The sequence below is a fragment of the Leucobacter luti genome (assembly GCF_050310065.1).
GTDB lineage: Bacteria > Actinomycetota > Actinomycetes > Actinomycetales > Microbacteriaceae > Leucobacter > Leucobacter luti_B.
The window spans coordinates 2,138,142-2,163,455 of the sequence record NZ_CP190007.1 but is presented as its reverse complement, the minus strand read 5'-3'; the positions used below and the strand labels follow the sequence as shown (position 1 = coordinate 2,163,455).

Sequence of the window (25,314 nt, the reverse complement as noted above, 5' to 3'; positions counted from 1 at the left end):
TCGTTCCTAAGGATCACGCCGGATCCTGCTGAGCGAGCGCAGAATTGCGAGCGAGCGTCGCGCGCGGCATGCAGTGCAATTGCTTGTGCGCCCTCGAAGCTCTCGTCTATCGCCTCAGTCGTTCACACTGCACGCCGCAGCTACTCGGGTGATGGAGGAGCAGTAGACGCGTAACTTGGTTCATTCCAGATCAGTCTGTCCGGGGTTCCGCAACCGGCAAGCGTGCAGCACTCCCACGCAAGATTCACCCATGGGCAGTGTTGAAAAGGTGATCTTCCTGCACGGAATCGGAGAAGACCGCGATGCATGGGACTGGCAGATACAAAGACTGCCTGCAGGGTTCGAGGGAGAGGCAGCCGACATTCTTTCGGCCGAGAACCATGGTCGGAAGACGTTTTCAACTTCGGAAGTTGCCGCAAGGATCTGGGATTCTGTCGACGAGCCACATCGTGTGCACCTGTGTGGTCTCTCCCTTGGTGCCATGATCTCGCTCGAAATGATTCGGATCGCACCGGACAGAGTCGCTTCTCTCACACTCGCAGGTGGGCAGGTTCGACCGCCCCGCGGCCTCATGGCGCTACAACGCTCGATCGTGCGACTACTCCCGAGTCGTGGCTTGCAGAAGTCCGGAGTTTCAAAGCAGCTGATTCTTGACGTTCTGCGTGACGTTTCCCGCATGGACTTTCGGAGTCTGCTGCCGGCGATCCAGGTCCCAGCCCTTGTGGTCTGTGGTCAGCGTGATCTCGCGAATATCCCCGCAGCGAGAGAGCTCGCCTCGAGCATCTCGGGTGCGCGCCTCGAATTGTTGGCAGGAGCGGGGCACCAGGCTCAGCTCGATGCGCCTGAAAAGTTCTCCGCGTTGCTGTCAAGCCACCTGCTCGGTATCGAACGCAGCTGAAACGCGCTTCGGAGGGGCCTTGAAGAGCGCGAGCCACCTTCTCACACCTTGCCGCTGCTTGAAGATACTTGCCGCTGCTTGGCGATGCTCGAGCGGGCCTGGCGCTGAACCGCTGCGGTCGCTCCGAATTCTGCGCTCGTTCCTAAGAATTGCGCCGGATCCTACTGAGCGAGTGCAGAATTGCGAGCGAGCGTCGCGCGCCCCGCCTCCCGCGACCCACACCTAGCCGGTTCTGCGCTCGATGTGCGATTTATCGGCGATAAAGGGCGCAGGTAGGCCAGAACCGGCAAGGCGGGGCGGGCGGGGCGCGTAGGATCGGGGGAAACCACGCGAGCCAGGGGGTAGAGCATGCGAATCAAGTGGGCCGGGATCTTTGTCAACGATCAGGAGCGGGCGGCGCGGTTCTACACCGAGGTGCTCGGCTTCGAGATCAAGGCCGACGAGCCCGCCGGCGACTTCCGCTGGCTCACCGTCGGCGAGCCGGGCGAACCGGGCGAGCCGGGCGCCACAGGCACCGGCGTCGAACTCCTCCTCGAGCCGGACGCGCACCCCGCCGCCCAGGCCTACATGGCCGCGATCAAGGCCGACGGCATCCCCGCGACCCAGTTCGCGGTCGCCGACGTCGCCGCCGAGGTCGAGCGGCTGCGCGGCCTCGGCGTCGAGATCGTGCGCGAGCCGACGACCATGGGCCCGCTCACGTTCGCCGTCATCGACGACACCTGCGGCAACCTGATCCAGCTCATCAATCAGGGCGAGCCAGGCGAGCCAGGCGACCCAACGGCATAAATGAATCCGGATCAGGACCAGCTCGCCGCCCGCCTCCGCCGGGCGCTCGCGGGCCGCGGCGCCCTCCGCGAGGTGCGCATGTTCGGCGGCCTCGCCTGCATGCTCGACGACCGCATGGTCGCGAGCGCGCAGCGTGACGGCAGCCTCCTCATCAGGGTCGATGAGGGCCGCCACGAGGAGCTGCTCCGGATCCCTGGCGCGCGCCAGGCTGAAATGGGCACGGGCCGGACGATGGGGCCGGGGTGGATCCTCGTCGCGCCGTCCGAGGTCGCGGGCGACGGCGGCGTCGAGCGCTGGCTTGCGCCGGCCCTGGAGCGTCACGAGGCCGAGTCATTACGGCGGAAGGCTGCCCCAGATCCCACAGTGTCAGTGGCACCGGATAGCCTGGGTGCATGACCAACGAGACGCCTGAGCCGGAGCTCTCTGAGACCGCCAGAATTGCCCGAGACCTCATCCGCTTCGACACCACGAACCGCGGTGGAGGCGACGCCGAGCCGGAGCGGCCCGCGGCAGACTATGTCGCCGCGTTCCTCGCTGAGCTGGGGATCGAGTCCCAGATCATCGAGTCGGCTCCGGGCCGCGCCAACGTGATTGCCCGCGTGGCCGGATCGGATCCGAGCCTTCCCGCACTCGTGCTCCACGGCCACCTCGATGTGGTTCCGGCCGACCCGGCGAACTGGAGCGTCGACCCGTTCGCGGGCGTCGTGAAAGACGGCATGCTGTGGGGCCGCGGCGCGGTCGATATGAAGGACATGGACGCGATGATCCTCACGGCGATCGCGGAGATCGTGCGCGCGGGGGAGCGGCCCCGCCGCGACGTGATCCTGGCGTTCTTTGCCGACGAGGAGAACGGCGGCGTGTACGGCGCCCACTACCTCGTCGAGCACCACCCCGAGCTCTTCGCCGGCGCGGGCACCGCGATCAGCGAGGTCGGCGGCTACTCGATCGACGTCGAGGGCACGCGCGCCTACCTCGTGCAGACGGGCGAGAAGTCGCTCGACTGGATCCGCCTGCGCGCGCGGGGCACGGCCGCCCACGGCTCGCGCGTCTGGCGCGACAACGCGATCACGCGCCTCGCGGAGGCCGTCGCGGCCCTCGGCCGCCACGAGTGGCCGCTCACGCTCTGCGACACGACGCGGGAGCTCATCGACGCCCTCGCCGGCATCCTGGGCGAGGATCCGAAGGAGATCGGCCCCGAGCAGCTCGTGCTCCGCCTCGGCAAGGGCGGCGGCCTCATCCAGGCGAGCCTGCGCAACACGAGCAACCCGACGGTGCTCGCGGCCGGCTACAAGCACAACGTCATCCCGGACACGGCGGAGGCGCTCGTCGACGTGCGCGCGCTGCCCGAAGAGCAGGACGGGATCCTCGACATCGTGCAGCAGATCGTCGGCGACGATATTGAGGTCGAGCAGGTGCACTCGGACATCGGCCTCGAGGTGCCCTTCGAGGGCGAGCTCGTCGACGCGATGCGGGCGAGCCTCCTGCGCGAGGATCCCGAGGCGCGGGTGCTCCCGTATCTGCTTTCGGGCGGCACCGACAACAAGTCGCTCTCGCTGCTCGGGATCACGGGTTACGGCTTCGCGCCGCTCCGTCTCCCCGCTGATCTGGACTTCCCCGGGATGTTCCACGGTGTCGACGAGCGCGTGCCGCTCGACGCCCTCGACTTCGGGCACCGCGTGCTCGTCGACCTGCTGCGCAGCTACTAGCTGGGCGCTCCGGGCCGCAGAAACCCCGCGGCTCGGAGCGGCGGCCCAGCCAGGGGTCGGCTATCCTGGACGGCGGCCCGCGCCTGGTTCCGAGATCCGGGCGAGTCACCGGCTCGCGAAGACGTCGCTCGAATGGCGGCCACGAAAGGAAACGATGGGAATCTTCGAGGCGATCTTCCTCGGCATCATCCAGGGGCTCACGGAGTTCCTGCCGATCTCGTCGAGCGCCCACCTCCGGATCGCGACCGAGCTCATGGGCATCGGCGACGCGGGGGCCGCGTTTACGGCGATCACCCAGATCGGCACCGAGGCCGCCGTCATCGTGTTCTTCTGGCGCGACATCGTGCGCATCATCGGGCGCTGGTTCCAGTCGCTCACGGGCAAGGTGGACCGCAAGGATCCGGACGCGCTTATGGGCTGGTGGATCATCATCGGCACGCTCCCCATCGTCGTGCTCGGCCTCCTGTTCCAGGACCAGATTGAGACGACGCTGCGGTCGCTGTGGTTCGTCGCGATCACCCTCATCGTGTTCGGCATCCTGCTCGGGATCGCGGACCGTGTGGGCAGCAAGGTGCGCCCGCTCGAGAAGCTGACCTGGAAGCACGGCCTGATCTACGGCTTCGCGCAGGCTCTGGCCCTGATCCCGGGCGTCTCGCGCTCCGGCGGCACGATCACCGCCGGCCTCTTTATGGGGTACAAGCGCGAGGCCGCCGCACGGTACTCGTTCCTGCTCGCGATCCCCGCCGTGCTCGGATCCGGCTTCTACCAGCTCTACAAGGCGCTGAAGGCGCCCGCCGGGCAGACGCCGATGGGGCTCACGGCCATCGCGACCGTCGTCGCGTTCCTCGTCGCCCTGCTCGTGATCGGGCTCTTCATGAAGTACATCTCGAAGCGCAGCTTCATGCCGTTCGTGATCTACCGCGTGCTGCTCGGCGTCGTCATCATCGTGCTGCTCGGCACCGGTGTGCTCACCGCCGAGGGCGGCACCGCCGTCGCACAGGGTGCTGCCGGCGCCGCTGCGCTCACCGGGGGTGCGCTGTGAGGACCTGGACACCGCCCGAGCTCCCCGAGCTGCCCGGCCGCGGCACGGCGCCGCGGCTTTACAACACCGCGAAGTCGCGCCTCGAGCACCCCGCGATCCCGGACGACACGGCGCGCCTGTACGTCTGCGGGATCACGCCCTACGACGCGACGCACATCGGCCACGCGTTCACCTATCTCACGTTCGACATCATGCAGCGCGCCTGGATCGACGCGGGCATTGAGACGGTCTACGCGCAGAACATCACCGACGTCGACGATCCGCTCCTCGAGCGGGCCGACGCGACGGGCGTGGACTGGCGCGACCTCGCGGACGAGCAGATCGGGCTCTTCCGCTCCGACATGTTCCGCATGGGCATGATCCCGCCGGCGCACTACGTCGCCGTGACCGAGAGCATCGACGAGATCGCGGGCGCCGTCCGCGGGCTCGTGGAGCGCGGCTTCGGCTACCGCGTCCCCACGGAGGACGCGGAGGGTGACGACATCTACTTCGACGTCGACGCGGCATCACGCGAGTCGCAGTGGCGGCTCGGCGACGTTGCGCCGTACGACCGCGCGACCATGCGCGAGCTGAGCGCCGAGCGCGGGGGAGACCCGGAGCGCCCGGGCAAGCGCGACCCGCTCGACCCGCTGCTCTGGCGCGCGGCGCGCGAGGGCGAGCCCTCTTGGGAGAGCCCCGTCGGCCGAGGCAGGCCCGGCTGGCATGTCGAGTGCTCCGTCATCGCGACGCGCGCACTCGGCGGCGCGTTCACCGTGCAGGGCGGCGGGACCGACCTCATCTTCCCGCACCACGAATTCACGGCGGCGCTCGCGACCGCCCTCTCGGGCACACCGCTCGCGCACGCCTACTGCCACGCGGCGCTCGTCGCCTACCAGGGGCACAAGATGTCGAAATCGCGCGGCAACCTCGTGTTCGTGTCGAAGCTGCTCGACTCCGGCGCGGATCCCGCCGCGATCCGGCTCGCGCTCCTCACGCACCACTACCGCTCGGAGTGGGAGTGGTTCGACGGCGACCTCGCGACCGGAACGCGCCGCCTCGCCGCCTGGCGCGAGGGCCTCGAGCGTGTGAGCGACGATCCCGCATCGTCGGCCGCCGTGCTCGCGCAGCTGCGCGCGGCACTCGCGAACGACCTCGACACGCCCGTGATGCTCGCGACGCTCGACGCCGCGCTCGACCGCGGAGTTGACGACCCCGAGCTCCTGAGGGACGCCGTGCTCTCGCTGCTCGGGGTGAAGCTCTAGCCGCGACGCGCCGCGCCGCGCTCCCATACTGCAGCGCTCAGCGGGAGATCTGCCTTCATCTTCACTTTTTTCGGCAGACAGTGCCGCTGGGCGCAGAACTCTAGCTTGGCGCAGACGCCCCACCGGGCTCGTCGGCGTCCGGATCCTCGGCGTCCGGATCCTCGGTGTCCGGATCATCGGACTCGCCACCCTCGTTCTTGCCCTCCGGCCCCGTCCCGGTGCCGACCTCGCGCGCCTGCGCGGCGTCGCGCCGCATCCCGCCCTCGAGGAACTTCTCGAACTCGAGCGCGATCGCGTCGCCCGTGGCCTCGGCGGCCATGGCGTCGTCGCGCGACTCCTCGAGGCGCCTGATGTAGCGCGACATCTCCTCGTCGGCCGAGGCGATCCGGTTGATGTTCGCCTCCCACTCGTTCGCCTGGGCGAAGAGCTCGCCGCGCGGGATCACGATGTCGAGCAGCTCCTCGAGCTTGTCGAGCAGCGCAAGCGTCGCCTTGGGTGACGGCGTGCTGTGCACGTAGTGGGGCACCTGCGCCCAGAGTGAGATCGGGGCGATCCCGGCCTGCGTGAGCGCCATGTCGATCACGGTCGTGATGCCGGCCGGGCCCTCGTAGTTGCTCTTCTTCGCGCCGAACTCCTCGCGGAGCGCGGGGTTCTCCGACGAGATCGTCGTCGCGATCGGGCGGGAGTGCGGCGAGTCTGAGTACATCGAGCCGATGAGAATGACGCGGTCGAACTCCCACGACTCGACGAGCTCGACGATCTCGTCGGCGAAGTTCTGCCAGTCGCGGGCAGGCTCGACGCCGGCGAGCAGAAAGAGATCCGTCACCGGGGTGCCGTCGATGCGGCGGAGCGTCTCGGAGACATCGGAGGCCTCGGCGTCATCGGCGCGCTCGCCCGCCTCGCCGGCAACGTCAGAGCCATCGGCGCCAGACTCGCCGGCCCCGCCAGCACCCCCGGCTGCCGGATCCGACCCCTCACCCTCCGACGCGCCCGGGCGCTGCACGGAGCCGTAGAGGCGCGTGTCCGGCCACTCGATGTCGCGCTCGCCATTCTCGTCGAAGAACACCTTCGGGCGGTGCACCTGCAGGTCGACGTAGCCTTCCGAGCTGATCACGTGCATGACCTCGGATCCGAGGAGGCCGCCGAGGTGCTGGAGCACCTCCGTGGTCGCGTCGCCAGCATCGCTCCAACCCTGGAATGCGGCGATGAGCACGCGGGGCTGCGAGGTGGGATTCGACACGAAACGGTTCTCCTCTGATCGGTGCGAAGATTGCTGGCCGGCGCCGCGAAATCGCGGCGAGGCGTGCCCTCAAGGATAGCCCCCGGCGCTCGCTAGAATGTTCCGGATGAGTGCGAACGCGATCCCCAGCGCCCCTGCCGCCGTCTTGTGGGACATGGACGGCACCCTGATCGACTCCGAACCGCTGTGGCTGCGCGCCGAGGAGGCGATGCTCGGCCGCTACGGCCTCGAGCTCACGCCCGAGCTCAGCGAGCAGCTCGTGGGCTCCGGCCTGCGCGCCGCGGCCGGCCTCTTCCAGGCGCTCGGCGTCCCGCTCTCGGTCGACGAGATCATCGACGAGTGGCGCGACGCGGTGATCGCGGGCCTTGGCGAGGTCGGCCCCGAGTGGCGCCCGGGCGCGGTCGAGCTGATCGCGTCGCTCGGCGAGGCCGGGGTCCCGTGCGCGCTCGTCACGATGGCCGTGCGCTCGATCGCCGACGAGGTCGTCGCGCTGCTGCCCGAGGGCAGCTTCGCGTTCGTGATCGGGGGCGACGAGGTCGAGCACGAGAAGCCGCACCCGGATCCCTACCTGCGCGGCGCGGCCGCCCTCGGCGTCTCCGCGTCCGATTGCCTCGCCCTCGAGGACTCGCCGACGGGCCTCCGCTCGGCGCGCGCCGCCGGCACGGTCGCGATCGGGATCCCGAACCTGCTTCCGCTCGAGGGCGGCGCGGCCCACGAACTCTGGACCACCCTCGCTGGCGTCGACGCGGCGGGGCTCTCCGAGCGCTTCGCCGCCCTGCGCGCGAGCGACGAGGCGCGAAACGAACCCACCACCGCAACCACCACCGAAGGAGCCGCTGAGTGAGCGAGACCGAGCCGATGCACGGAACCCCCGAGGTCAGAGGGCCTTTCGTCTACGGCGACCGCGTCCAGCTGACCGGCCCGAAGGCGCGCATCAACACGATCACGCTGATCGAGGGCGGCGAGTTCCACAGCCACCGCGGCATCATCCCGCACGCGGACATCGTCGGCCTGCCTGACGCCTCCGTCGTCACGAACAGCAGCGGCGAGGAGTACCTCGCGCTGCGCCCGCTGCTCTCGGACTTCGTCATGTCGATGCCGCGCGGCGCCGCGATCGTCTACCCGAAGGACGCGGCCCAGATCCTGTCGCTCGCCGACATCTTCCCCGGGGCGCGCGTCGTCGAGGCGGGCGTCGGATCCGGCGCCCTCTCGCTCCACCTGCTGCGCGGGATCGGCGAGGCCGGCGAGCTCTTCTCCTTCGAGCGCCGCGACGAGTTCGCGGACGTCGCCCGCGGTAACGTCGCGGCCTTCGCGGGATCGCTGCCCGCCAACTGGACGGTGACCGTCGGCGACCTCCAGGAGACGCTCCCCGGCACCTGCGCGGCCGGCACGATCGACCGCGTCGTGCTCGACATGCTCGTGCCCTGGGAGTGCGTGGACGTCGCCGCCGACGCCCTCGCGCCCGGCGGGGTGCTCATCTGCTACGTCGCGACCGTCACGCAGCTCTCCCGGACCGCCGAGCAGATCCGGCGCAGCGGCCGCTTCACGCACCCGCAGTCGAACGAGACGATGGTGCGCGGCTGGCACGTCGAGGGGCTCGCCGTGCGCCCGGATCACCGCATGGTCGCGCACACGGGCTTCCTGATCACGGCGCGCAGGCTCGCCGACGGTACCGTGCTTCCCGAGCTCAAGCGCCGCGCCTCGAAGGGCGAGTTCACGGACGAGGATCTCGGCACCTGGCTGCCGGATCTCGCGCCCGACGGCGCGCCGAGCGAGGAGGTCTGGACCCCCGAGGTGGTCGGCGAGCGCGGCAAGAGCGACAAGGTGCTGCGGAAGAAGGTGCGGGAGGCCAGGCGCTTCGCGCGCGAGCGCGGCGCCGAGCTCGGCGACGGCTCCAACGCGGACGCGGCAAACTGACGGGATCCGGAGCTGGGATTCGATAGGATAGCCGGGTCCCACAGGCTTCCGCGAGAGGTGCATATGCTTCGTCGACTCGTCCCCGCAAGCGCAGCTGCAGCGCTGCTGATCGCCGGGGTGACCGGCTGCAGCGCGCAGGTCAGCGCGGCCGACTCGTGCACGCCGGAGCTGTCGCCCGGCGCGCTCAGCAACGCGGTCACGGTGCTCGGCGAGTTCGGCAAGGCGCCGGAGGTGTCGATCCCGAGCGACGTGTCGATCAAGTCGACGCAGCGCACGGTCATCACCGAGGCCGAGGATCGCAGCGTCGTCGCCGACGAGCAGTCGCTCGTGTCGGTCAACATGGCGTTCTTCGACTCCGCGACGGGGAAGCAGCTCTACGCGAGCCCCGACTTCAACAACCCGGGCCAGCCCCCTGAGTTCCTCCTGATCGACAAGGAGAACCCCAACCCGCTGAGCGAGGCGGCCCGCTGCGGCGCCGCAGGCGACCGGATCGTGGTCGCGATGGCCGCGAAGGACAGCGAGATGTTCGCGGCCCAGCTCGGCGGCGCGCCCGGATCCGCCGTCGTCGGCGTGATCGACGTGGTGCGCACCACGCCGCTCTCGGCCCAGGGGCGCACCCTCGGCCTGCCGAACGGCTTCCCCGCGGTCGTGACGAACGATGAGGGTCAGCCCGGCGTCGTGCTGCCGCCGCGCGAGGCTCCCGAGGGCCTCACGGCCGCGACCCGCATCGAGGGCACGGGCGACGAGGTCAAGGCGAGCGACGGGATCGTCGGCCAGGTGCTCACCGTCGGCTGGGACGGCACCGTGAAGACCAACACCTGGGAGTCCGGGATCACGCAGCTCGGCAGCGAGGACCAGATCGCGCAGTCCGGCTTCGAGTTCCGCAAGGGCCTCACCGGCAAGAAGGTCGGCTCGCAGGTCGTCGTCATCGAGAACGAGGGTGGCGCCGCGCAGGTCTCGGTCATCGACATCCTCGGGGTCAACTGAGGCGAGCCGTGGCAGGCCGCTCAGCGGTGCCGGGGGAGCAGCGCGTATTCAGCCTGATCCTCGCGCTCGTCGTGAGCCCCGAGGGGCTCACGAAGCGTGAGCTGCTCTCGTCGGTCTACGGTTACGCCGACCGCTTCGATCCGGGTAAGCCGAGTGCGGCGCTCGACCGGCAGTTCGAGCGCGACAAGGACCAGCTGCGCGCGCTCGGGATCCAGATCGACACGCTCGATTCGCCGCTCGAACCGGGAAACAACCAGCTCACGCGGTACCGGATCTCGAAGGAGCGGCTGGAATTCCCCGCCGACCTCCGCTTCGACGCGCGCGAGCTCATGCTGCTGCGCCTGGCTGCGCTCGCCTGGAGCGAGGGCAGCCTGAGCGCCGAGGCGCGGCGGGCCGCGATGAAGCTCGAGGCGCTCGGCGCCGGCCTCGACGTGCAGCAGCTGGGCGTCGCGCCCAGGCTCGGCACGGCGGAGGCCGCGGCCCTGCCGCTGCAGCGCGCGGTGGACGAGGGGCGCGTCGCGCGCTTCGGCTACACGCTGCCCGGGCGCGATGAGCCGCTCGACCGGCGCGTCGCGCCGCTCAGGCTGCACCGGCTCGACGGCCGCTGGCACCTCATCGCCTGGGACCTCGAGCGGGACGCCGCGCGCGTCTTCCTGCTGTCGCGGATCGACGGCGCGGTCACGGTCGGCCCCGAGCGCTTCGATCCGGAGCTGCGCGGGCACGCCGACGAGGCGCTGCGCGAGCTCATCGCGCTGCGCGAGGAGCGCGTCGCGACCATCAGGGTGCGCCGGGGCAGCGTCGCCGAGGCGCGGCTCTCCGCGCGCGCGGGATCCGCCGCGGCAGCAGAGGGCGAGGGTGACTTCGTGACCCGCGAGTTCGGCGTGCTCGACTGGCACATCCTCGCGGACGAGCTGCTCGGCTACGGAGCCGAGGTCTCGGTCGTCGGCCCGCCCGTGCTGCACGAGCTCGTGATCGACGGCCTGCGCAGGGTCGCGGCGGCCCACGCGCAGGGGGATCCCGCGCCCGCTGCCGGGGAGGCGACCGATGCATAAGACCGTCATCGCACCCGACCGGGTGCTGCTGCTGCTCTCGCTCGTCGCGTTCCTGCGCGAGCAGGAATCCCCGGTCAGCGTCGCGTCCCTCGCCGAGCGCTTCGACGCGAGCCCCGCCCTGATCCGGAACCTCGTGAGCTTCCTCGGCACGGCGGGCGTGCCCGGCGAGACGATGAGCTACCAGCACGAGGATCTCTTCGACATCGACTGGGAGCTGCTTGAGCGCGAGGACGCCGTGTGGCTCACCCAGACGGTCGCGGTCGACGAGGCGCCGCGCTTCGCGCCCGCCGAGACCGCGGCGCTCCTCGCGGGGCTCCACGCGCTCACGCCCGTGCTGCCCGCCGAGCACGCGGAGCTCGCGCGCGCGACCGCTGCGAAGCTCGCCGGCGCCCTCGGCGTGGGGGAGCAGCCCGCGCTCACGGTGACCGCAGACACCGCAGACCCGCGGATCCCCGCGATCGTCGAGGCCATCGAGGCCGGGCGGCGGCTCGCGTTCTCGTACCGGGACACGGCCGGGCGGGCGTCCTCCCGCCGCGTCGCCCCGATCGCCCTGTCGCAGGGGCAGGGTGCCTGGTACCTGCGGGCGTACTGCCTCGACCGCGAGGCCGAGCGCACCTTCCGGGTCGATCAGATGTCGGATCCGCGGGTGCTGCCGGGCGACGCGCCCGGGCGGGCGTCGAACCCCGATCCGGAGCGTCTCGGGGGTGCCGACCCGGCGCGCCCCGGCGCCACGCGCGGCGTCGATCCGGTGCCAGCGCTCGTCGCCCGCGTGTCGGCGCGCGCCCTGCCCCGGCTGCGCGGATTCGCGCCCGAGGTCGTCGAGGAGGCCGCGGAGGGCGCGTTCCGCGTGCGCGTCGCCGCGTGGCACGAGGGCGCCGCGGTGCAGCTCGTGCAGGCGGCGCCCGGCGAGGTCGTCATCGAGGAGCCGGCGGCCGCCCGCGAGGCGGTCCGCGAGTGGGCCGAGCGCGGCCTCGCGGCTTACGGGGAGTAGGGGACCGGGCGATTCGGCCGGGTCCGCTGGGATAGACTGAACGAATGGCGACAGGAGCGCGTAATTCGCAGGCGCGCGATGAACAGGCGCGGGGGAAGCCGGCTCGCGGGCGGCGCAACCCCGAGGGTCGCATGAGCCTCGGCGACCACCTCGTCGAGTTCCGCAAGCGCCTCATGATCTCGGCCGCCGCGATCGTCGTTGCGCTCGTCGCCGGCTGGTTCCTCTCCGCCTGGGTGTGGGAGATGCTCCGCAAGCCGATCAACGATCTCGAGCTGCAGGGCCGGGACGCGATCATCGCCTACGGCGACATCTCGAGCGGCTTCGACACGAAGGTGCAGATCTCGCTCTTCATCGCGATCCTCATCGCGTCGCCCATCTGGCTCTACCAGATCTGGGCATTCCTCGCTCCCGGCCTCACGCGCCGGGAGAAGCTCTACGGCGTCGGCTTCCTCGCCGCGGCGGTGCCGCTCTTCCTCGGCGGCGCGTTCGCCGGCTGGATGGTGCTGCCCAACATCGTCCGGCTGCTCGCGAGCTTCCAGCCGGCCGAGGACGCGTTCTACCTGCAGGCGCGCAGCTACCTGGACTTCGCGATCAAGCTGCTGCTCGCGGTCGGTGTCGGCTTCGTCATGCCGGCCTTCCTCGTGATGCTGAACTTCATCGGCGTCGTGCGCGGCAAGTCGATCCTGAAGAGCTGGCGGATCGCGATCCTCGTCATCATCCTGTTCGCCGGCATCACGACGCCCGCGGCGGATCTCATGAGCATGTTCCTGCTCGCGGCGCCCATGGTGCTCCTCTACTTCGGGGCGGCCGGCATCGCGATCCTGCACGATAAACGGGTCGACAAGAAGCGGGCGGCCGAGTTCGCCGAGTACGACATCGACCTCGATCCAGACGGCACGAACGCGAAGGCGGACGAGTGAGCGAACGCGAGGACGCTGAGATCGGATCCGGATCCGGATCCGGGCCCATCACCGGCGCCGCCCCGGGCGATGCGCCAGAGACGGCCCTCGACGCGTTCTCGCGCAGGCTTCGCTACCCGCTCGACGCCTTCCAGCGCACCGCGTGCGAGCGGCTCGAGGCCGGCCGCTCGGTGCTCGTCGCCGCGCCGACGGGCTCGGGCAAGACGACGGTCGCCGAGTTCGCCGTCTACCTCGCGCGCCGTGAGCGCGACGCCCGCATCTTCTACACGGCGCCCATCAAGGCGCTCTCGAATCAGAAGTTCCACGAGCTCTGCGCCGCCTACGGCGAGGAGGAGGTCGGCCTCCTCACGGGCGACGTGAACCTCCGCGGCGACGCGCCGATCGTCGTCATGACGACCGAGGTGCTCCGCAACATGATCTACGCCGAGTCGCGGGCGCTGGTCGATCTGGCCTTCGTGGTGCTCGACGAGGTGCACTACCTGGGCGACCGCTTCCGCGGCGCCGTGTGGGAGGAGATCATCCTGCACCTGCCGGAGAGCGTGCAGCTCGTCGCGCTGTCCGCGACCGTGTCGAACACCGAAGAGTTCGGCGACTGGATGCACGCGGTGCGCGGCGACACCGACGTGATCCTCTCGGAGCATCGCCCCGTGCCGCTCTACCAGCACGTGCTCACCTCGCGGGAGCTCATGCCGCTGTACGTCGGCCGCGACGGCGAACTCGCCTCGGGCGGGCGGCTGAACCCCGAGCTTCGGATGCTCGCGGGCGGCGGACGGGGCGGCGGCCGCGACGGTGACCGCGACGGTGGCAGCGACGGCCGGTCGGGATCCGGATCCGGCGGCTCGCGCGGCCGCGATCGCCGCGACCGCTCGCGCGGCCGCCCGCCGCACCGGCGCACGCGGCGGGTCTCCCGCGCCGACATCGCGCGCGCCCTCGACGAGACGAAACTCTTGCCCGCGATCGTCTTCATCTTCAGCAGAAACGGCTGCGATCAGGCCGTCCGACAGTGCCTCTTCGAGGGCGTCTCGCTCACGAACCGCGAGGAGCGGGAGGAGATCCGCCGGATCGCGAAGGCGCACGTCGCCGGGATGAGCGACGCGGAGCAGCGCGTGCTCGGGGTGCGCGAGTGGATGGCCGGGCTCGAGCGCGGCATCGCCGCCCACCACGCGGGCCTGCTGCCGAGCTTCAAAGCCGTCGTCGAGCAGCTCTTCCAGCGCAGGCTCGTGAAGCTCGTCTTCGCGACCGAGACCCTCGCGCTCGGCATCAACATGCCGGCGCGGGCCGTCGTGATCGAACGCCTCGACAAGTTCAACGGGGAGGAGCGCGTGCCGCTCACCTCGGGGGAGTACACCCAGCTCACGGGCCGGGCGGGCAGGCGCGGGATCGACGTCGAGGGGCACTCCGTCGTCGTCTGGAGCGACAGCGTCGACCTGGAGGCGCTCGCCCACCTCGCCGGGGCGCGATCCTTCCCCGTGAAGTCGAGCTTCCGGCCGACCGCGAACATGGCCGTGAACCTGCTGCAGCGCCTCGACATGGAGCGCGCACGCGACACCCTCGAGCTCTCCTTCGCGCAGTTCCAGGCCGACCGGGCCGTCGTCGACCAGGCCCAGGAACTCCGCTCCGAGCAGGAATCGCTCGCGGGCTACGACGCCGCGGCCGCGAAGGCGACGGGGAGCGACCGGAAGCGCTGGGAAGACCGCGCCCGCAAGCTCCGCCGCAGGATCGAGCGCGGCAGGCGCCAGATCGCCTCACGCACGGGCACGATCGCGCGCACCTTCGACCGCGTCGTCGACGAGCTCCTCGAGCTCGGCTACCTCGAACTCGAGCACGGCGAGCCCATGGTCACGGGGTGGGGCGAGCTGCTGCGCAGGATCTACGGCGAGCGGGACCTGCTCGTCGCCGAGTGCCTGAGGCACGACCTCTTCCGCGGGCTCGATGCGCCCGGGCTCGCCGCAATGTGCTGCGTGCTGAGCTACGAGCCGCGGCGCGACGACGAGGGCGAGCCCAGGCTGCCGGGCGGGCGGTCGTTTGCCGCGGCGCTCGACCGCGTGCTCGACGCGTGGGTCGAGCTCGACGACCTCGCCGAGCGGCACCGGCTGCCCCGCAGCGAGATGCCGCACGCCGGCCTCGCCGCCACCATGTTCAGCTGGGCCTCCGGCTTCGACTTCGAGCGCGTGCTCGCCGACGCCGGTATCGGCGCGGGCGACTTCGTGCGCTGGGCGAAGCAGACGATCGACATGCTCGACCAGATCGCGCAGGCCTGCGAGACCGCGGCGACGAACGGGCTCGATGAGGATCGCCTGTTCGAGCTCGCCCAGCTCGCGCGGGAGGCGAAGCGCGGTGTGCGGCGCGGCATCGTCGCCGAGGCGAGCTCCTCGTGAGCGCGGGGTCTGATCCGGCGCAAGGGTCTGCGTCTTTCGCGGCGCCCTCCGTAGCGCCGTCCGTGGGGCCCCACGCCGCGCCCGGGCGCCTGCCGTGGTGGGCCGCGCTCCCCGCGGCCGCGCTCGGGGGATTCCTCCTCGACGTCGCCTCGCCCGCGCTCGCCTGGTGGCCGGCCGCGTTCTTCGGCGTCGCGCTCGTGCTCCTCGCCGTGTGGCAGCAGCGGCCCGGGATCGCGGCCGGGCTCGGCGCGGTCGCTGGCGCCGCGTTCTGGGGGCCGCACATCTTCTGGCTGACGCTCTACCTCGGGCCCGTGCCGTGGCTCGGGCTGTGCGCGATCATGGTCGCGTGGTTCGCGCTATTCGGGCTCCTCGCGGGGATCACCACGCGCGGGCTCGCGCGGATCCGGGGCCTCGCCTCGCGACCGCTCGCCCTGATCGCGGCGCAGTCGCTCGGGGCGGCTGGCCTCTGGGTGGCGCGCGAGCAGCTGCAGAGCTCGTGGCCGTACGGCGGCTTCGCGTGGGGGCGGCTCGCGCACACCCAGTCGGGCGGGCCGCTCGAGCAGGCCGTGTCGTGGCTCGGCTTCGCCGGGCTGAGCGGGGCGATCGCGTTCGCGTGCGCGCTGCCGGTGGCGACGTGGTTCGTTGGGCGAGGGGCTTCCCGTGGATCTTCCCTTGGATCTTCCCGGGGCTCGACCCGCGGGTCTTCCCGTGGGTCCTCCCGTGCGCTGGCCGGGCTCGCTGGCGGGGTCGCGGTGGCGCTGCTCGCGCTGCTCGCGGTCGTGCCTGCGGCACCGCTGCAGCAGACGGGGACGCTGCGGGTCGCCGCGGTGCAGGGCAACTCGAAGTCGGGCATCTTCGACGACCGGGAGAACGGCGACGTGATCCGGGCCCATTTCAAGGCGACCGACGCCCTGCTCGACGAACTCGAGGCTCGCGGCGAGCGCGTCGACGTGATCATCTGGCCCGAGAACAGCGCGGAGTTCGAGATCCGCGAGGACACGCTGAACGACTTCCGGCTGCAGGACCTCGCGGAGCGCGCCGACGCGCCGATCGTGGTCGGCTCGGTGCTGCACAACCCCGACGGCACCTACACGAACAGCTCGCTCGTCTGGACCGCCGAGGGGGAGGCGCCGCTGCGCTACGACAAGCGCTACCCGGTTCCCTTCGCCGAATACATGCCCAATCGGGACTTCTTCCACGCGCTCGCGCCGGAGCTCGTCGACCTCGTGCAGCTCGAATACGAGCACGGATCCCGCCCGCCGGTGTTCTCGCTCGAGACGCCCGCCGGCACGATGCAGGCCGGGCTCGCGATCTGCTTCGACATCATCTTCGACCAGCAGGCGACCGCGATGGTCGGCGGCGGGGCCGAGGCGATCTTCGCGCAGACGAACAACGCGGACTTCGGCCGCACCGACGAGAGCGCGCAGCAGCTCGCGATCGCCCGGCTGCGCGGCATCGAGACGGGCCGCGCGCTCGTGAACATCTCCACAGTGGGCACGAGCGCGGTGGTCGCGCCCGACGGCCGCACCCTCGACGCCCTCACCCCCTTCACCGCGGACGCCCTCGTCGCCGAGATCCCGCTCGTGACCGGGGAAACCCCCGCGCTCCGCTTCGGCGCGGCGATCGCCGCCGCCTGGCTCCTCCTCGCCGCGGCGTCGGCGGCCGCCGCTGTCGCGGCGCACCTCTTCCGCCGCCGCTGATCCGCCGCCCCCACCCTTGAGTTGACCCAAACTCTCCCCTGGAGCGCAGAATGCGTCACTTTCGGTCAACTCAAGCGGCGGCCCGCCCGCGCCGCCCCCTTGAGTTGACCCAAAGTGTGCCCTGGAGCGCAGATTGCGTCACTTTCGGTCAACTCAACTGTGCGGGGCGGGGATCCGACGCCGGAGCAGACGCGGCGCCACCCTTGAGTTGACGCAAAGTGTGCCCTGGAGCGCAGAATGCGTCACTTTGGGTCAACTCAGATCCGGGGACTGGGCGGCCAGCGGGGCCGAGGCGGGGAGCGGAGCGGCAGAGGCACCCACGCAGAACCGGCCCCCAACGCAGAACCGGCTCCCGCGCTGAGCGCGGGACCCGGTGGAGCGGCAGCGGCCGGAAACCTACCCCTTGAAGGTCTCGAAGATCTTCGTGTAGTTGGTGAGTTCCTCGTTGTTGCACGGGGCGACGGGCTTCGCGAGGTCGTAGTCCTCGGGGATCATGATCGCCGAGCTGGACTTCAGCTCCTCGCTCATGAGCTCGTCGGTGCCCTTCACGCCGGATCCGTAGGCCTGGTAGTTCACGGCGACGGCCATGTTCTCCGGGTCAAGCATCCAGTTCAGGAACGTCTTCGCCTGGTCGACGTTCTCAGCGCCCTTCGGGATCGTGAAGTTGTCCTGCCAGAGCGCGATGCCCTCCTTCGGGTAGACGTACTTCAGCGAGGGGCGATCCTGGATCGCGCGGTGCGCGGCGCCGTTCCAGATCATCGCCATGGTCTGCTCACCGTTCGCGAGCCGCTCGAGGATGCCGTCGCTGTTGATGGTTCCGACGCGCGGTTTGAACCCGTTGAGCAGGTCCTGCGCGGCCTGCAGCTGCGCGCCGTCGGTCGTGCAGAACTCGCCGCCCGTCGCGCGGAGCGCCGCGTTCACGACCTCGACCTGGTCGTTCATCGTGCCGACCTTGCCCGCGGACTCGGGCGGGTTGAAGTAGTCGTTCCAGGAGGTGAGGTCCTCCGTGATGACGTCGGTGTCGTAGGCGAAGGAGGTGGTGCCGTAGAGGTACGGGGTGGACACCTTGCGGCCCTTGTCGAAGTAGACGTCGAGGAAGTCGTCCTTGATGTTCTTCCCGTTCGGCAAGCTCGTCGCGTCGAACTCGAGGAGCAGGCCGTCCTTGTTCAGGATCTCGACCATGTAGTCGCTCGGCACGACGACGTCGTAGCCTGCGCCGTCCGACGCGCGCAGCTTTGCTTCAAGGCTCTCGTTGCTGTCGAAGTAGTCGACGTTGAGCGTGATCCCGGTGTCCTTCTTGAACTTCTTGACGAGTTCCTCCGGGTAGTAGTCGCTCCACGTGTAGAGGTTCACGGTGCCGCTCGTCGCCTCCTTGTACTCGGTGGAGGCGACTTTATCGCCGCCGCCCGAGTCGGAGACTCCGCCGCCGCAGCCGGTGAGGGCGAGCGCCCCCGCGGCGGTGAACGCGAGCGCCGCGGCGATGCGGCCTCGGGTGAATCGCTTAGTCATTCTGCTTGCTCCTTCGTTGTGACTGCAGGAATGTGATGGTGGTGACGACGATGGCGAGGATCAGCAGCAGCGTCGCGACGACGTTGACCGCGGGGCTCGCGCCGCGCCGGATCAGGCTGAACAGGAACACGGGGAGCGGCGTGGCCCCCGCGGCCGACAGGAAGTTGGAGATGATGAAGTCGTCGAGCGAGATGACGAACGCGAGGATCGCGCCCGAGATGATGCCCGGTGTGAGGAGCGGCAGCGTGATCCGGCGGAACACCTGCCAGTTGCTCGCCCCGAGGTCGGTGGCGGCCTCGAAGTAGGTCGGCCCGAGCCCCTTCAGGCGGGCCCGGATCGGCATGAGCGCGAACGGGATGCAGAAGGACGTGTGGGCGAGGATCAGCGCGAGCATGCCGGGCTGCAGCCCGATCATGCGGATGAAGCCGAGGGTCGCGACCGCGAGCACGATCTCGGGGATCACGAGCGGTGCCGACAGGATCGCGGTCGCGATGGCGCTCCCGCGTGCCCGGAGCCGCTCGACCGAGAGCGCGAAGAGGATCGAGAACACGGTCGAGACGACCGTCGCGACGACGGCGATCTGCAGCGACACCCAGACCGAGTTCATGAGGTTCGCGTTCTGCGCGACCTCCCCGAACCAGCGCACGCTGAAGCCTTTCCAGACGAGCGCGGAGCTGCCGTCGTTGAACGCGTACACGGTCGTCACGGCGATCGGGATGTAGAGGAACACGAGCGCGAAGATCGAGATCGCCGCGACGCCGGGGAAGTCGCGCAGGCGGAGGGCCCGTGCGGGCTTCCGGCTCTTCGCCCTCGGCCCGGATGGTGTGTGGGTGCGGATGATGTCGGTCATAGTGCGATCTCCACCTTTCGGCCGGACTTCCGCGAGTAGAAGGCGATCGCCATGAGCGCGATCAGGAGCATCACGAGGATGATGACCGAGAGCGCCGCGCCGAACGGCCAGTTGCGCGCGTCGCCGAACTGGGAGGCGATGAGGTTACCGATGAGGAGCACCTTGCCCCCGCCGAGGAGGACGGGCTGCACGTAGGAGCCGAAGGCCGGCATGAACACGAGCAGCACGCCGGAGATGATGCCGGGCGTCGCAAGCGGCAGGATGATCCTGCGCAGCACGGTCATCTTCTTCGCGCCGAGGTCGTAGGCGGCCTCCGCGAGCCGGAAGTCGAAGCCGGCGAGCGACGAGTAGATCGGCAGCACCATGAACGGCAGGAAGGTGTAGATCAGGCCGAGCTGGGAGGCGAAGTGCGTGTAGAGCAGTTCGTGCTTGCCGAGGCCGAGCGCCTGGGAGATCGTGTTCACGATGCCGCCGTCGTTCAGGATCAGCATCCACGCGTACGTGCGCACGAGAAGGTTCGTCCAGAACGGGATCGTGACGATGAGCACGAGGAAGTTCTGCAGCTTCTCCGAGCGGGTCGCCATCCAGAGCGCGAGCGGGAACGACAGCACGAGGCAGACGACGGTCGTCACGACGGCCTGCCAGAGCGAGTCGCCGAAGACGGTCAGGTAGCGCGGGTCGAATGCCGTGTTGCCCAGGAAGTCGGTCTGGAAGAGGAAGCTCGTGTACGGCTCGAGGGAGAACTCGTAGACGATGCCGCCGCCCTGCGGAGGGCGCGACATGAACGAGAACATGACGATGATCACGAGGGGGCCGACCGTGAAGAGCAGGCCGATGATGATCGCGGGCACGCTCGCGAGCCAGCCGAGCTGGCCGGGGCGCTTCGGCGTGCGGGTGCTCGTGCGGCCGGGCTTCGGATCCGGGATCGCGGGCGGCGGATCGGCGTGCGCGGGCGCCGGCGCCGCGGCAGGAGCGGTCATCGCGAGCTCGCAACCGGCTCGGGCAGGAGGGGCCTGAGTGCCACGGCCTCGGCGTGGAGCGGCACGATGGAGTCGGGCCGCAGCGCCTCGTCGAAGGGCGGTGGCACGCGCACGGCGATCTCGGTGCCGTCCTCAAGCTCGACGGTGCAGCGCAGGTCCGTGCCCATGTAGACGAGCTTCGAAACTCGCCCGCTTGCGAAGCGCGGGCCGTGGCCGGCGAAGTTGATGCGTTCGGGCCGCACCGTGAAGGTGACCGTGCCGTCCGGCGTCGGAACCGACTTCGGCAGGGTGACGGGCTCGCCGCCCGGGAGCTGGACCCGGATCTCGTCGGCCGCTCCGCCCAGCCGCTCGGCCGGGGCCGTGAAGAAATTGGTCTCGCCGATGAAGTCCGCGACGAAGCGGCTGACGGGCTTCTCGTAGATCTCCTCCGGGGTGCCGATCTGTTCGGGCCGCCCGCTGTTGAAGACCGCGATCCGGTCGCCCATGCTGAGCGCTTCCTCCTGGTCGTGGGTCACGAAGACGAAGGTGATGCCGGTCGTGCGCTGCAGCCGCTTGAGCTCGCTCTGCATGCCGCGGCGGAGCTTCAGATCGAGGGCCGCGAGCGGCTCGTCGAGCAGCAGCACCTCGGGCTGCTTCGCGAGCGCGCGCGCGAGCGCGACGCGCTGCTGCTGGCCGCCGGAGAGCTGCGCGGGCTTGCGGTTCGCCATCTCGGACAGCTTCACGAGGTCGAGCATCTCCCGGACCCGCTCCTTGACCTGGGCCTTCGGCATGCGGTCCATTTCGAGGCCGAACGCAATATTCTCGGCGATCGTGAGGTGCGGGAAGAGCGCGTACGACTGGAACACGGTGTTCACGGGGCGCGCGTGCGGGGCGAGCTGGTCGATCCGGCGCGAGCCGAGCAGGATCTGGCCGTCGTCGAGGGTCTCGAGGCCTGCGATGCTGCGCAGCAGGGTCGTCTTGCCGCAGCCGGAGGGGCCGAGCATGACGAAGAACTCGCCCTGTTTGATCGTGAAGGAGACGTCGTCGATCGCATTGACGACCGCCTTCTCGGGGGTCGTGAAGGTCTTGCGTGCCCCGGAGATGATGAGCTCGCGCGACGGGGAGTCCTCGGGGTCGACCCGGTCGAAACCGCTGATTGTGGGGATTGGCGTGGTCATAGGCGCCTACTCTCTGGCCATCATCAGCTTGCGCCTGTGCAAGCCGTGGTGTTGCATAAAACTAATGCTGTTAGATTTCTGACGCAAGTGACGTCATGATCTTCTGACGGATACGTAACGAAACTGAGACACACGGCCGCGGCGACACGCGGCAGCATCGGGAGGAACCGGTGCACGACTCGACGAGGAGGCGCGATGGCGGAGACACTCGACGCGCCGCAGGCAGCGAGCCCGTCCCGCCGCCGTTCCGGTCGACCCAGCAGCCCGAAAATTGACGAGTCCAGGATCGCCGAGGCCGCTCTCGCGATCATCGACGAGCGCGGATGGCCGAGCCTCACGATGGCCGCCCTTGCCGCGCGGCTCGGCGTGCGCGCGCCCTCCCTGTACCACCACATCGGCGGGCAGGACCACCTCGTCGACCTCGTCCGCGGCCTCGTGGTGCAGCAGATCGTCGTGCCGGAGGATCCGGCGCTCGACTGGCGCGACGCGTTCTACCGCTTCGGCGTGTCCTACTACCGCGCCTTCGCCAAGCACCCCAACACGATCCAGACCCTGAGCACGACCCCGATCCGGGACTCACTCACGCTCCACATGTACGAAAGCGTGCTGCGCCTGCTGCACGGCGCGGGGTGGGATCTCACGCGCGCCTTCGAGGCGATGCTCGGGGTCGAGCACCTCGCGCTCGGCTTCGCCTACGAGTGGAACGCCGAGGACCTGATGCTCGACTCGCACCTCGCCGCCGGCTCCGAGGCCCCGCTCCTCGCCGAGATCACGCGGGACCGCACGGAGCAGCCCGTCGTCGCTGAGAGCACCTTCCTCAGCCTGCTGCGCCGGTACATCGCGATGTTCGACTCGGATCCGGATGCCGAGCCGAGCTTCCAGCCCACCCCAGAAGAACCGGATCCACAGCCACCGAAAGGCACACCATGACGGTACCCAGCACGCGCGAGCCAGCCGACCTCCTCGTCCACTCGGCCAGGATCTGGTCGGGGGAGCGGCTCCTCGATGAGACCGCGCTCGCCGCGGACGGCGGGCGCATCGTCGCGCTCGGCGGCCCTGAGCTGCTCGAACGCTTCGACGCCTCCCGCGTTGTCGATGCGGCGGGCGGCCTGCTCACGCCGGGATTCGCCGACGCGCACGTGCACGCAGGCATCGGCGGGGTCGAGCTCACCCGCTGCGAGCTGAGCGAGGCGGCCGACGCCGAGGAGACGCTCGCGCTCGTCGCGGCGTACGCGGCGGAGCACCCGGACGCCGAGTGGATCCTGGGCGGCGGCTGGCACATGCCGCACTTCGCGGGCGGCACGCCCCGCAGGGAGCTGCTTGACGCGATCGTGCCCGATCGGCCCGTGTTTCTGATCAACGCGGATCATCACGGCGCGTGGGCGAACACGCGGGCGCTCGAGCTCGCGGGCATCACTGCCTCGACCCCGGATCCCGCCGACGGCCGCATCGAGCGGGATGCGGACGGCAGCCCGAGCGGCACGCTCCACGAGGGTGCGGCCGAGCTTTTGGCGCCGGTGCTGCCCGAGACGACGCCTGAAGAGGTGCGCGCGGGCATCCTCGCGGGCCAGGACCGGCTCTTCTCCTTCGGCGTGATCGGCTGGCAGGAGGCGATCCTCGGCTCCTACGCGGGGTATCCGGACTTCACGCCCGAGTACCGCGCCCTGCTCGACTCGGGCGAGCTGCGGGGCCGGGCGAGCGGCGCGCTCTGGGTGTCGCGCGACTTCGACGGCCGCGACATTCCGGGCTTCGTCGCCGATCTCGAGGCGCGCCGCGAGCGTTACGCCGCGCCCGGCTTCCCCCTCGACACCGCGAAAATCATGGTCGACGGCGTTGCCGAGAGCGAGACGGCGGCGATGCAGGAACCGTATCTCACCGAGTGCGAGTGCGCGCGCGGCAACGGGCTCGCCTACTTCTCGCCCGAGCAGCTGGACGAGCTCGTCCCGCTCCTCAACGAGCGCGGCTTCTCGGCGCACTTCCACGCGATCGGGGATCGTGCGGCGCGCACGGCGCTCGACGCGGTCGAGCGGGTGCCAGCGGAGTCGCGGGCCGGGGTGCGCAACCACATCGCGCACCTCCAGGTCGTGAACCCGGCCGACGTCCCGCGCTTCGCGCAGCTCGGGGTCACCGCGAACCTGCAGGCGCTGTGGGCCGCCGTCGACCAGCAGATGCTCGAGCTCACGCTGCCGCTCCTCGGTGCGGAACGGGCGGCCTGGCAGTACCCGTTCGGCTCGTTCGAGCGCGCGGGCACGGCGCTCGGGTGCGGGTCCGACTGGCCCGTCTCGACCCCGGACCCCTGGCAGGCGATCCACGTCGCGGTGAACCGGCGGGAGCCCGAGGATCCGCTCGGTGAGCCGCTGAACCCGGGGGAGGAACTGCCGCTCGGCACGATCCTGCGCGCGTACACGCTCGGCTCGAACGAACTGCTCGGTCTCCCCGGCGGCCGGATCGAGCTCGGCGGCGTCTGTGACCTGGCGCTCGCCGACCGGGATCCGTTCGCGGGCGACCCCGCGGAGATCCACCGGACGACGAACGTGCTCACCGCGATCGCCGGCGAGGTCGTATTCGAGCGGGTCTGAGCCCGGGGCGCAGCCCTACTTCGAGCCGCGGCGCGCGCGGAGCAACTGAAGGCGCTCCTCGAGCAGCTCCTCGAGCTCCTCGCGCGTCCGCCGCTCGATGAGCATGTCCCACGGCGTGCGCTGGGAGGATTCCTTCTCCTCGAACTCGGCCCGCGCAGCGCGCCCGGCCTCGTCGTCGAGGAAGCCGATCTCCCCGCTCTTCTGATCCACCCATTCGGCCGGCGGCTCCGCGTCGAGGTCGAAGAGCACGGAAAAGCGATTGCCGCGGTCGGTGAGGTATTCGACCGTGCGGCGTGGAGAGAGCTCGACGCCCTCCTCGCCCTGCAGGCTCGTCGCGCCGATGCGCGTGCCGCGTAGTGTTCGATCGGCCATGTCGGACCTCCTGACCGGGGCCCCACGGGTCGGTAGCGCCCCTGCTGATTACCTCGCAGCCTAGCCCCTTTGCCTCAGACGCCGCACCACGTTCCCTGGAATTCACTGAACCGTCTACTACGCTGGACGGAGGCAATTCCGACGATTTGAGGAGTACTTGTGACCCAGATTCTCACCCCTGGCAGCCTGGCCGGGCGCCGCGCGCTCGTGACCGGCTCGTCCCGCGGCATCGGCGCGGACACGGTCCGGTACCTCGCCGAGGCGGGTGCGGATGTCGTCGTGAACTTCCGCAACAAGGCGCCGCGCGCCGAGAAGCTCGCGGCCGAGCTCCGCGAGCTGGGCGTGCGCGCCCTCGTGCAGGGCGCAGATCTCACGGATCCCGCGTCGCTCGCGGACATGATGACCGCGATCTCGGAGGAGTACGGCGGGCTCGACATCCTCGTGCTCAACGCTTCCGGAGGCATGGAGGGGGGCATGGCCGAGGACTACGCGCTGAAGCTCAACCGTGACGCGCAGCTCGCCGTGCTCGACGCCGCGCTGCCGCTCATGAGTGAGGGCTCCCGAGTCGTGTTCGTGACGAGCCACCAGGCGCACTTCATTCGCTCGACGCCGACCATGCCCGAGTACGAGGCCGTCGCGCTCTCCAAGCGCGCGGGTGAGGACGCGCTGCGCGAGCGGATCCCCGAGCTCACGGAGCGCGGGATCGGCTTCACCGTCGTGTCGGGTGACATGATCGAGGGCACCGTGACCGCGACCCTGCTGAATCGCCTGAGCCCCGGCGCGATCGAGGAGCGCCGCGCGCAGGCCGGCCGCCTCTATAACGTCTCGGAGTTCGCGGCCGAGGTCGCGCGGGCGGCGGTGGATCCCGTGCCGGCGGATCACACGCGGCTCGTGGGGGACACGGAGAGCTTCGGCGGCGAGGCATAGCGCGCCCACCGGCGCACGGGCGCATGCGGCCGGAGTTCGATAGTTGAACACCTTGTGGGGGTGAAATCGACTATCGAACTCC

General features: G+C 70.1%; 23 protein-coding genes. 17 read left to right on the top strand and 6 right to left on the bottom strand.

The window, feature by feature from the left end:
• Positions 1-250 precede the first annotated feature (250 nt).
• The 6 genes from ACOPJ3_RS09890 (at position 251) to mshC (ending at position 5,673) form a co-directional block, all read left to right on the top strand.
• Entirely contained in the window at positions 251-898 is a 648-nt protein-coding gene (locus ACOPJ3_RS09890; RefSeq protein ID WP_427869008.1) for an alpha/beta fold hydrolase, read from the top strand.
• A gap of 348 nt (positions 899-1,246) precedes the next feature.
• A complete protein-coding gene (locus tag ACOPJ3_RS09885; RefSeq protein ID WP_427869007.1) occupies positions 1,247-1,684 on the top strand; it encodes a VOC family protein in 438 nt (145 codons plus the stop codon).
• Positions 1,685-2,080, top strand: a complete 396-nt coding sequence (locus ACOPJ3_RS09880) for a TfoX/Sxy family protein (protein WP_427869006.1) — start codon at positions 1,685-1,687, stop codon at positions 2,078-2,080. It begins immediately after the preceding gene.
• A complete protein-coding gene (locus ACOPJ3_RS09875; RefSeq protein WP_427869005.1) occupies positions 2,077-3,390 on the top strand; it encodes a M20/M25/M40 family metallo-hydrolase in 1,314 nt (437 codons plus the stop codon). The genes ACOPJ3_RS09880 and ACOPJ3_RS09875 overlap by 4 nt, the downstream gene beginning before the upstream one ends.
• Positions 3,391-3,544: 154 nt before the next feature.
• Positions 3,545-4,432 (top strand): undecaprenyl-diphosphate phosphatase, encoded by an 888-nt coding sequence (locus tag ACOPJ3_RS09870; protein WP_427869004.1) that lies wholly within the window; start codon positions 3,545-3,547, stop codon positions 4,430-4,432.
• Complete coding sequence (gene mshC / locus ACOPJ3_RS09865) at positions 4,429-5,673, top strand: cysteine--1-D-myo-inosityl 2-amino-2-deoxy-alpha-D-glucopyranoside ligase (protein WP_427869003.1); 1,245 nt, start codon at positions 4,429-4,431, stop codon at positions 5,671-5,673. Before ACOPJ3_RS09870 ends, mshC begins: the two co-directional genes overlap by 4 nt.
• A gap of 100 nt (positions 5,674-5,773) precedes the next feature.
• Here mshC and ACOPJ3_RS09860 read toward each other — a convergent pair whose 3' ends face one another.
• Positions 5,774-6,913, bottom strand: a complete 1,140-nt coding sequence (locus ACOPJ3_RS09860; RefSeq protein WP_427869002.1) for a PAC2 family protein — start codon at positions 6,911-6,913, stop codon at positions 5,774-5,776.
• 106 nt (positions 6,914-7,019) lie between these two features.
• Here ACOPJ3_RS09860 and ACOPJ3_RS09855 point away from each other — a divergent pair, with 106 nt between their 5' ends.
• The 8 genes from ACOPJ3_RS09855 (at position 7,020) to lnt (ending at position 16,858) form a co-directional block, all read left to right on the top strand.
• Positions 7,020-7,757: an HAD family hydrolase gene (locus ACOPJ3_RS09855; protein ID WP_427869001.1), complete on the top strand. Its 738-nt coding sequence runs from the start codon at positions 7,020-7,022 to the stop codon at positions 7,755-7,757.
• Between the two features lie 14 nt (positions 7,758-7,771).
• Entirely contained in the window at positions 7,772-8,830 is a 1,059-nt protein-coding gene (locus tag ACOPJ3_RS09850; RefSeq protein ID WP_427871211.1) for a tRNA (adenine-N1)-methyltransferase, read from the top strand.
• Between the two features lie 63 nt (positions 8,831-8,893).
• Positions 8,894-9,817, top strand: a complete 924-nt coding sequence (locus tag ACOPJ3_RS09845) for a peptidylprolyl isomerase (protein WP_427869000.1) — start codon at positions 8,894-8,896, stop codon at positions 9,815-9,817.
• Between the two features lie 8 nt (positions 9,818-9,825).
• On the top strand, positions 9,826-10,869 hold the full coding sequence (locus tag ACOPJ3_RS09840; RefSeq protein ID WP_427868999.1) for a helix-turn-helix transcriptional regulator: 1,044 nt from the start codon (positions 9,826-9,828) through the stop codon (positions 10,867-10,869).
• Complete coding sequence (locus ACOPJ3_RS09835; RefSeq protein WP_427868998.1) at positions 10,862-11,860, top strand: helix-turn-helix transcriptional regulator; 999 nt, start codon at positions 10,862-10,864, stop codon at positions 11,858-11,860. Before ACOPJ3_RS09840 ends, ACOPJ3_RS09835 begins: the two co-directional genes overlap by 8 nt.
• A gap of 131 nt (positions 11,861-11,991) precedes the next feature.
• Entirely contained in the window at positions 11,992-12,780 is a 789-nt protein-coding gene (gene tatC / locus ACOPJ3_RS09830; protein WP_427871210.1) for a twin-arginine translocase subunit TatC, read from the top strand.
• 47 nt (positions 12,781-12,827) lie between these two features.
• Positions 12,828-15,158: a DEAD/DEAH box helicase gene (locus ACOPJ3_RS09825; RefSeq protein ID WP_427871209.1), complete on the top strand. Its 2,331-nt coding sequence runs from the start codon at positions 12,828-12,830 to the stop codon at positions 15,156-15,158.
• 62 nt (positions 15,159-15,220) lie between these two features.
• The gene (gene lnt / locus ACOPJ3_RS09820) at positions 15,221-16,858 is read left to right on the top strand and encodes an apolipoprotein N-acyltransferase (protein ID WP_427868997.1); all 1,638 of its coding nucleotides are present in this window, start codon (positions 15,221-15,223) and stop codon (positions 16,856-16,858) included.
• Between the two features lie 396 nt (positions 16,859-17,254).
• Here lnt and ACOPJ3_RS09815 read toward each other — a convergent pair whose 3' ends face one another.
• From ACOPJ3_RS09815 to ACOPJ3_RS09800, 4 genes are read right to left on the bottom strand one after another with little or no spacing between them, the layout of a single operon-like run.
• Positions 17,255-18,367: an extracellular solute-binding protein gene (locus ACOPJ3_RS09815; protein ID WP_427868996.1), complete on the bottom strand. Its 1,113-nt coding sequence runs from the start codon at positions 18,365-18,367 to the stop codon at positions 17,255-17,257.
• Positions 18,360-19,217 (bottom strand): ABC transporter permease, encoded by an 858-nt coding sequence (locus tag ACOPJ3_RS09810; RefSeq protein WP_427868995.1) that lies wholly within the window; start codon positions 19,215-19,217, stop codon positions 18,360-18,362. The genes ACOPJ3_RS09815 and ACOPJ3_RS09810 overlap by 8 nt, the downstream gene beginning before the upstream one ends.
• Complete coding sequence (locus ACOPJ3_RS09805) at positions 19,214-20,197, bottom strand: ABC transporter permease (protein ID WP_427868994.1); 984 nt, start codon at positions 20,195-20,197, stop codon at positions 19,214-19,216. The genes ACOPJ3_RS09810 and ACOPJ3_RS09805 overlap by 4 nt, the downstream gene beginning before the upstream one ends.
• Complete coding sequence (locus ACOPJ3_RS09800) at positions 20,194-21,354, bottom strand: ABC transporter ATP-binding protein (protein WP_427868993.1); 1,161 nt, start codon at positions 21,352-21,354, stop codon at positions 20,194-20,196. The genes ACOPJ3_RS09805 and ACOPJ3_RS09800 overlap by 4 nt, the downstream gene beginning before the upstream one ends.
• 195 nt (positions 21,355-21,549) lie before the next feature.
• Here ACOPJ3_RS09800 and ACOPJ3_RS09795 point away from each other — a divergent pair, with 195 nt between their 5' ends.
• Both ACOPJ3_RS09795 and ACOPJ3_RS09790 read left to right on the top strand, forming a co-directional pair.
• A complete protein-coding gene (locus ACOPJ3_RS09795) occupies positions 21,550-22,284 on the top strand; it encodes a TetR/AcrR family transcriptional regulator C-terminal domain-containing protein (RefSeq protein WP_427868992.1) in 735 nt (244 codons plus the stop codon).
• Complete coding sequence (locus ACOPJ3_RS09790; RefSeq protein ID WP_427868991.1) at positions 22,281-23,933, top strand: amidohydrolase; 1,653 nt, start codon at positions 22,281-22,283, stop codon at positions 23,931-23,933. Before ACOPJ3_RS09795 ends, ACOPJ3_RS09790 begins: the two co-directional genes overlap by 4 nt.
• 15 nt (positions 23,934-23,948) lie before the next feature.
• On the opposite strand, the gene ACOPJ3_RS09785 is transcribed toward ACOPJ3_RS09790, so the two are convergent.
• Positions 23,949-24,305, bottom strand: coding sequence for an RNA polymerase-binding protein RbpA (locus ACOPJ3_RS09785; protein WP_427868990.1), 357 nt, complete (start codon positions 24,303-24,305; stop codon positions 23,949-23,951).
• A gap of 159 nt (positions 24,306-24,464) precedes the next feature.
• Here ACOPJ3_RS09785 and ACOPJ3_RS09780 point away from each other — a divergent pair, with 159 nt between their 5' ends.
• A complete protein-coding gene (locus tag ACOPJ3_RS09780; RefSeq protein ID WP_427868989.1) occupies positions 24,465-25,232 on the top strand; it encodes an SDR family oxidoreductase in 768 nt (255 codons plus the stop codon).
• Positions 25,233-25,314: the final 82 nt, after the last annotated feature.

What these genes read in the sequence shown, in the direction of transcription:
- ACOPJ3_RS09885 (WP_427869007.1), top strand. Translation starts at nt 1,247, where the DNA reads ATGCGAATCAAGTGGGCCGGGATCTTTGTCAACGATCAGGAGCGGGCG.
- ACOPJ3_RS09795 (WP_427868992.1), top strand. Translation starts at nt 21,550, where the DNA reads ATGGCGGAGACACTCGACGCGCCGCAGGCAGCGAGCCCGTCCCGCCGC.
- ACOPJ3_RS09870 (WP_427869004.1), top strand. Translation starts at nt 3,545, where the DNA reads ATGGGAATCTTCGAGGCGATCTTCCTCGGCATCATCCAGGGGCTCACG.
- ACOPJ3_RS09880 (WP_427869006.1), top strand. Translation starts at nt 1,685, where the DNA reads ATGAATCCGGATCAGGACCAGCTCGCCGCCCGCCTCCGCCGGGCGCTC.
- ACOPJ3_RS09845 (WP_427869000.1), top strand. Translation starts at nt 8,894, where the DNA reads ATGCTTCGTCGACTCGTCCCCGCAAGCGCAGCTGCAGCGCTGCTGATC.
- ACOPJ3_RS09785 (WP_427868990.1), bottom strand. Translation starts at nt 24,305, where the DNA reads ATGGCCGATCGAACACTACGCGGCACGCGCATCGGCGCGACGAGCCTG.
- ACOPJ3_RS09835 (WP_427868998.1), top strand. Translation starts at nt 10,862, where the DNA reads ATGCATAAGACCGTCATCGCACCCGACCGGGTGCTGCTGCTGCTCTCG.
- ACOPJ3_RS09815 (WP_427868996.1), bottom strand. Translation starts at nt 18,367, where the DNA reads ATGACTAAGCGATTCACCCGAGGCCGCATCGCCGCGGCGCTCGCGTTC.
- tatC (WP_427871210.1), top strand. Translation starts at nt 11,992, where the DNA reads ATGAGCCTCGGCGACCACCTCGTCGAGTTCCGCAAGCGCCTCATGATC.
- ACOPJ3_RS09890 (WP_427869008.1), top strand. Translation starts at nt 251, where the DNA reads ATGGGCAGTGTTGAAAAGGTGATCTTCCTGCACGGAATCGGAGAAGAC.
- ACOPJ3_RS09810 (WP_427868995.1), bottom strand. Translation starts at nt 19,217, where the DNA reads ATGACCGACATCATCCGCACCCACACACCATCCGGGCCGAGGGCGAAG.
- ACOPJ3_RS09875 (WP_427869005.1), top strand. Translation starts at nt 2,077, where the DNA reads ATGACCAACGAGACGCCTGAGCCGGAGCTCTCTGAGACCGCCAGAATT.
- ACOPJ3_RS09855 (WP_427869001.1), top strand. Translation starts at nt 7,020, where the DNA reads ATGAGTGCGAACGCGATCCCCAGCGCCCCTGCCGCCGTCTTGTGGGAC.
- ACOPJ3_RS09790 (WP_427868991.1), top strand. Translation starts at nt 22,281, where the DNA reads ATGACGGTACCCAGCACGCGCGAGCCAGCCGACCTCCTCGTCCACTCG.
- ACOPJ3_RS09800 (WP_427868993.1), bottom strand. Translation starts at nt 21,354, where the DNA reads ATGACCACGCCAATCCCCACAATCAGCGGTTTCGACCGGGTCGACCCC.
- ACOPJ3_RS09805 (WP_427868994.1), bottom strand. Translation starts at nt 20,197, where the DNA reads ATGACCGCTCCTGCCGCGGCGCCGGCGCCCGCGCACGCCGATCCGCCG.
- ACOPJ3_RS09850 (WP_427871211.1), top strand. Translation starts at nt 7,772, where the DNA reads ATGCACGGAACCCCCGAGGTCAGAGGGCCTTTCGTCTACGGCGACCGC.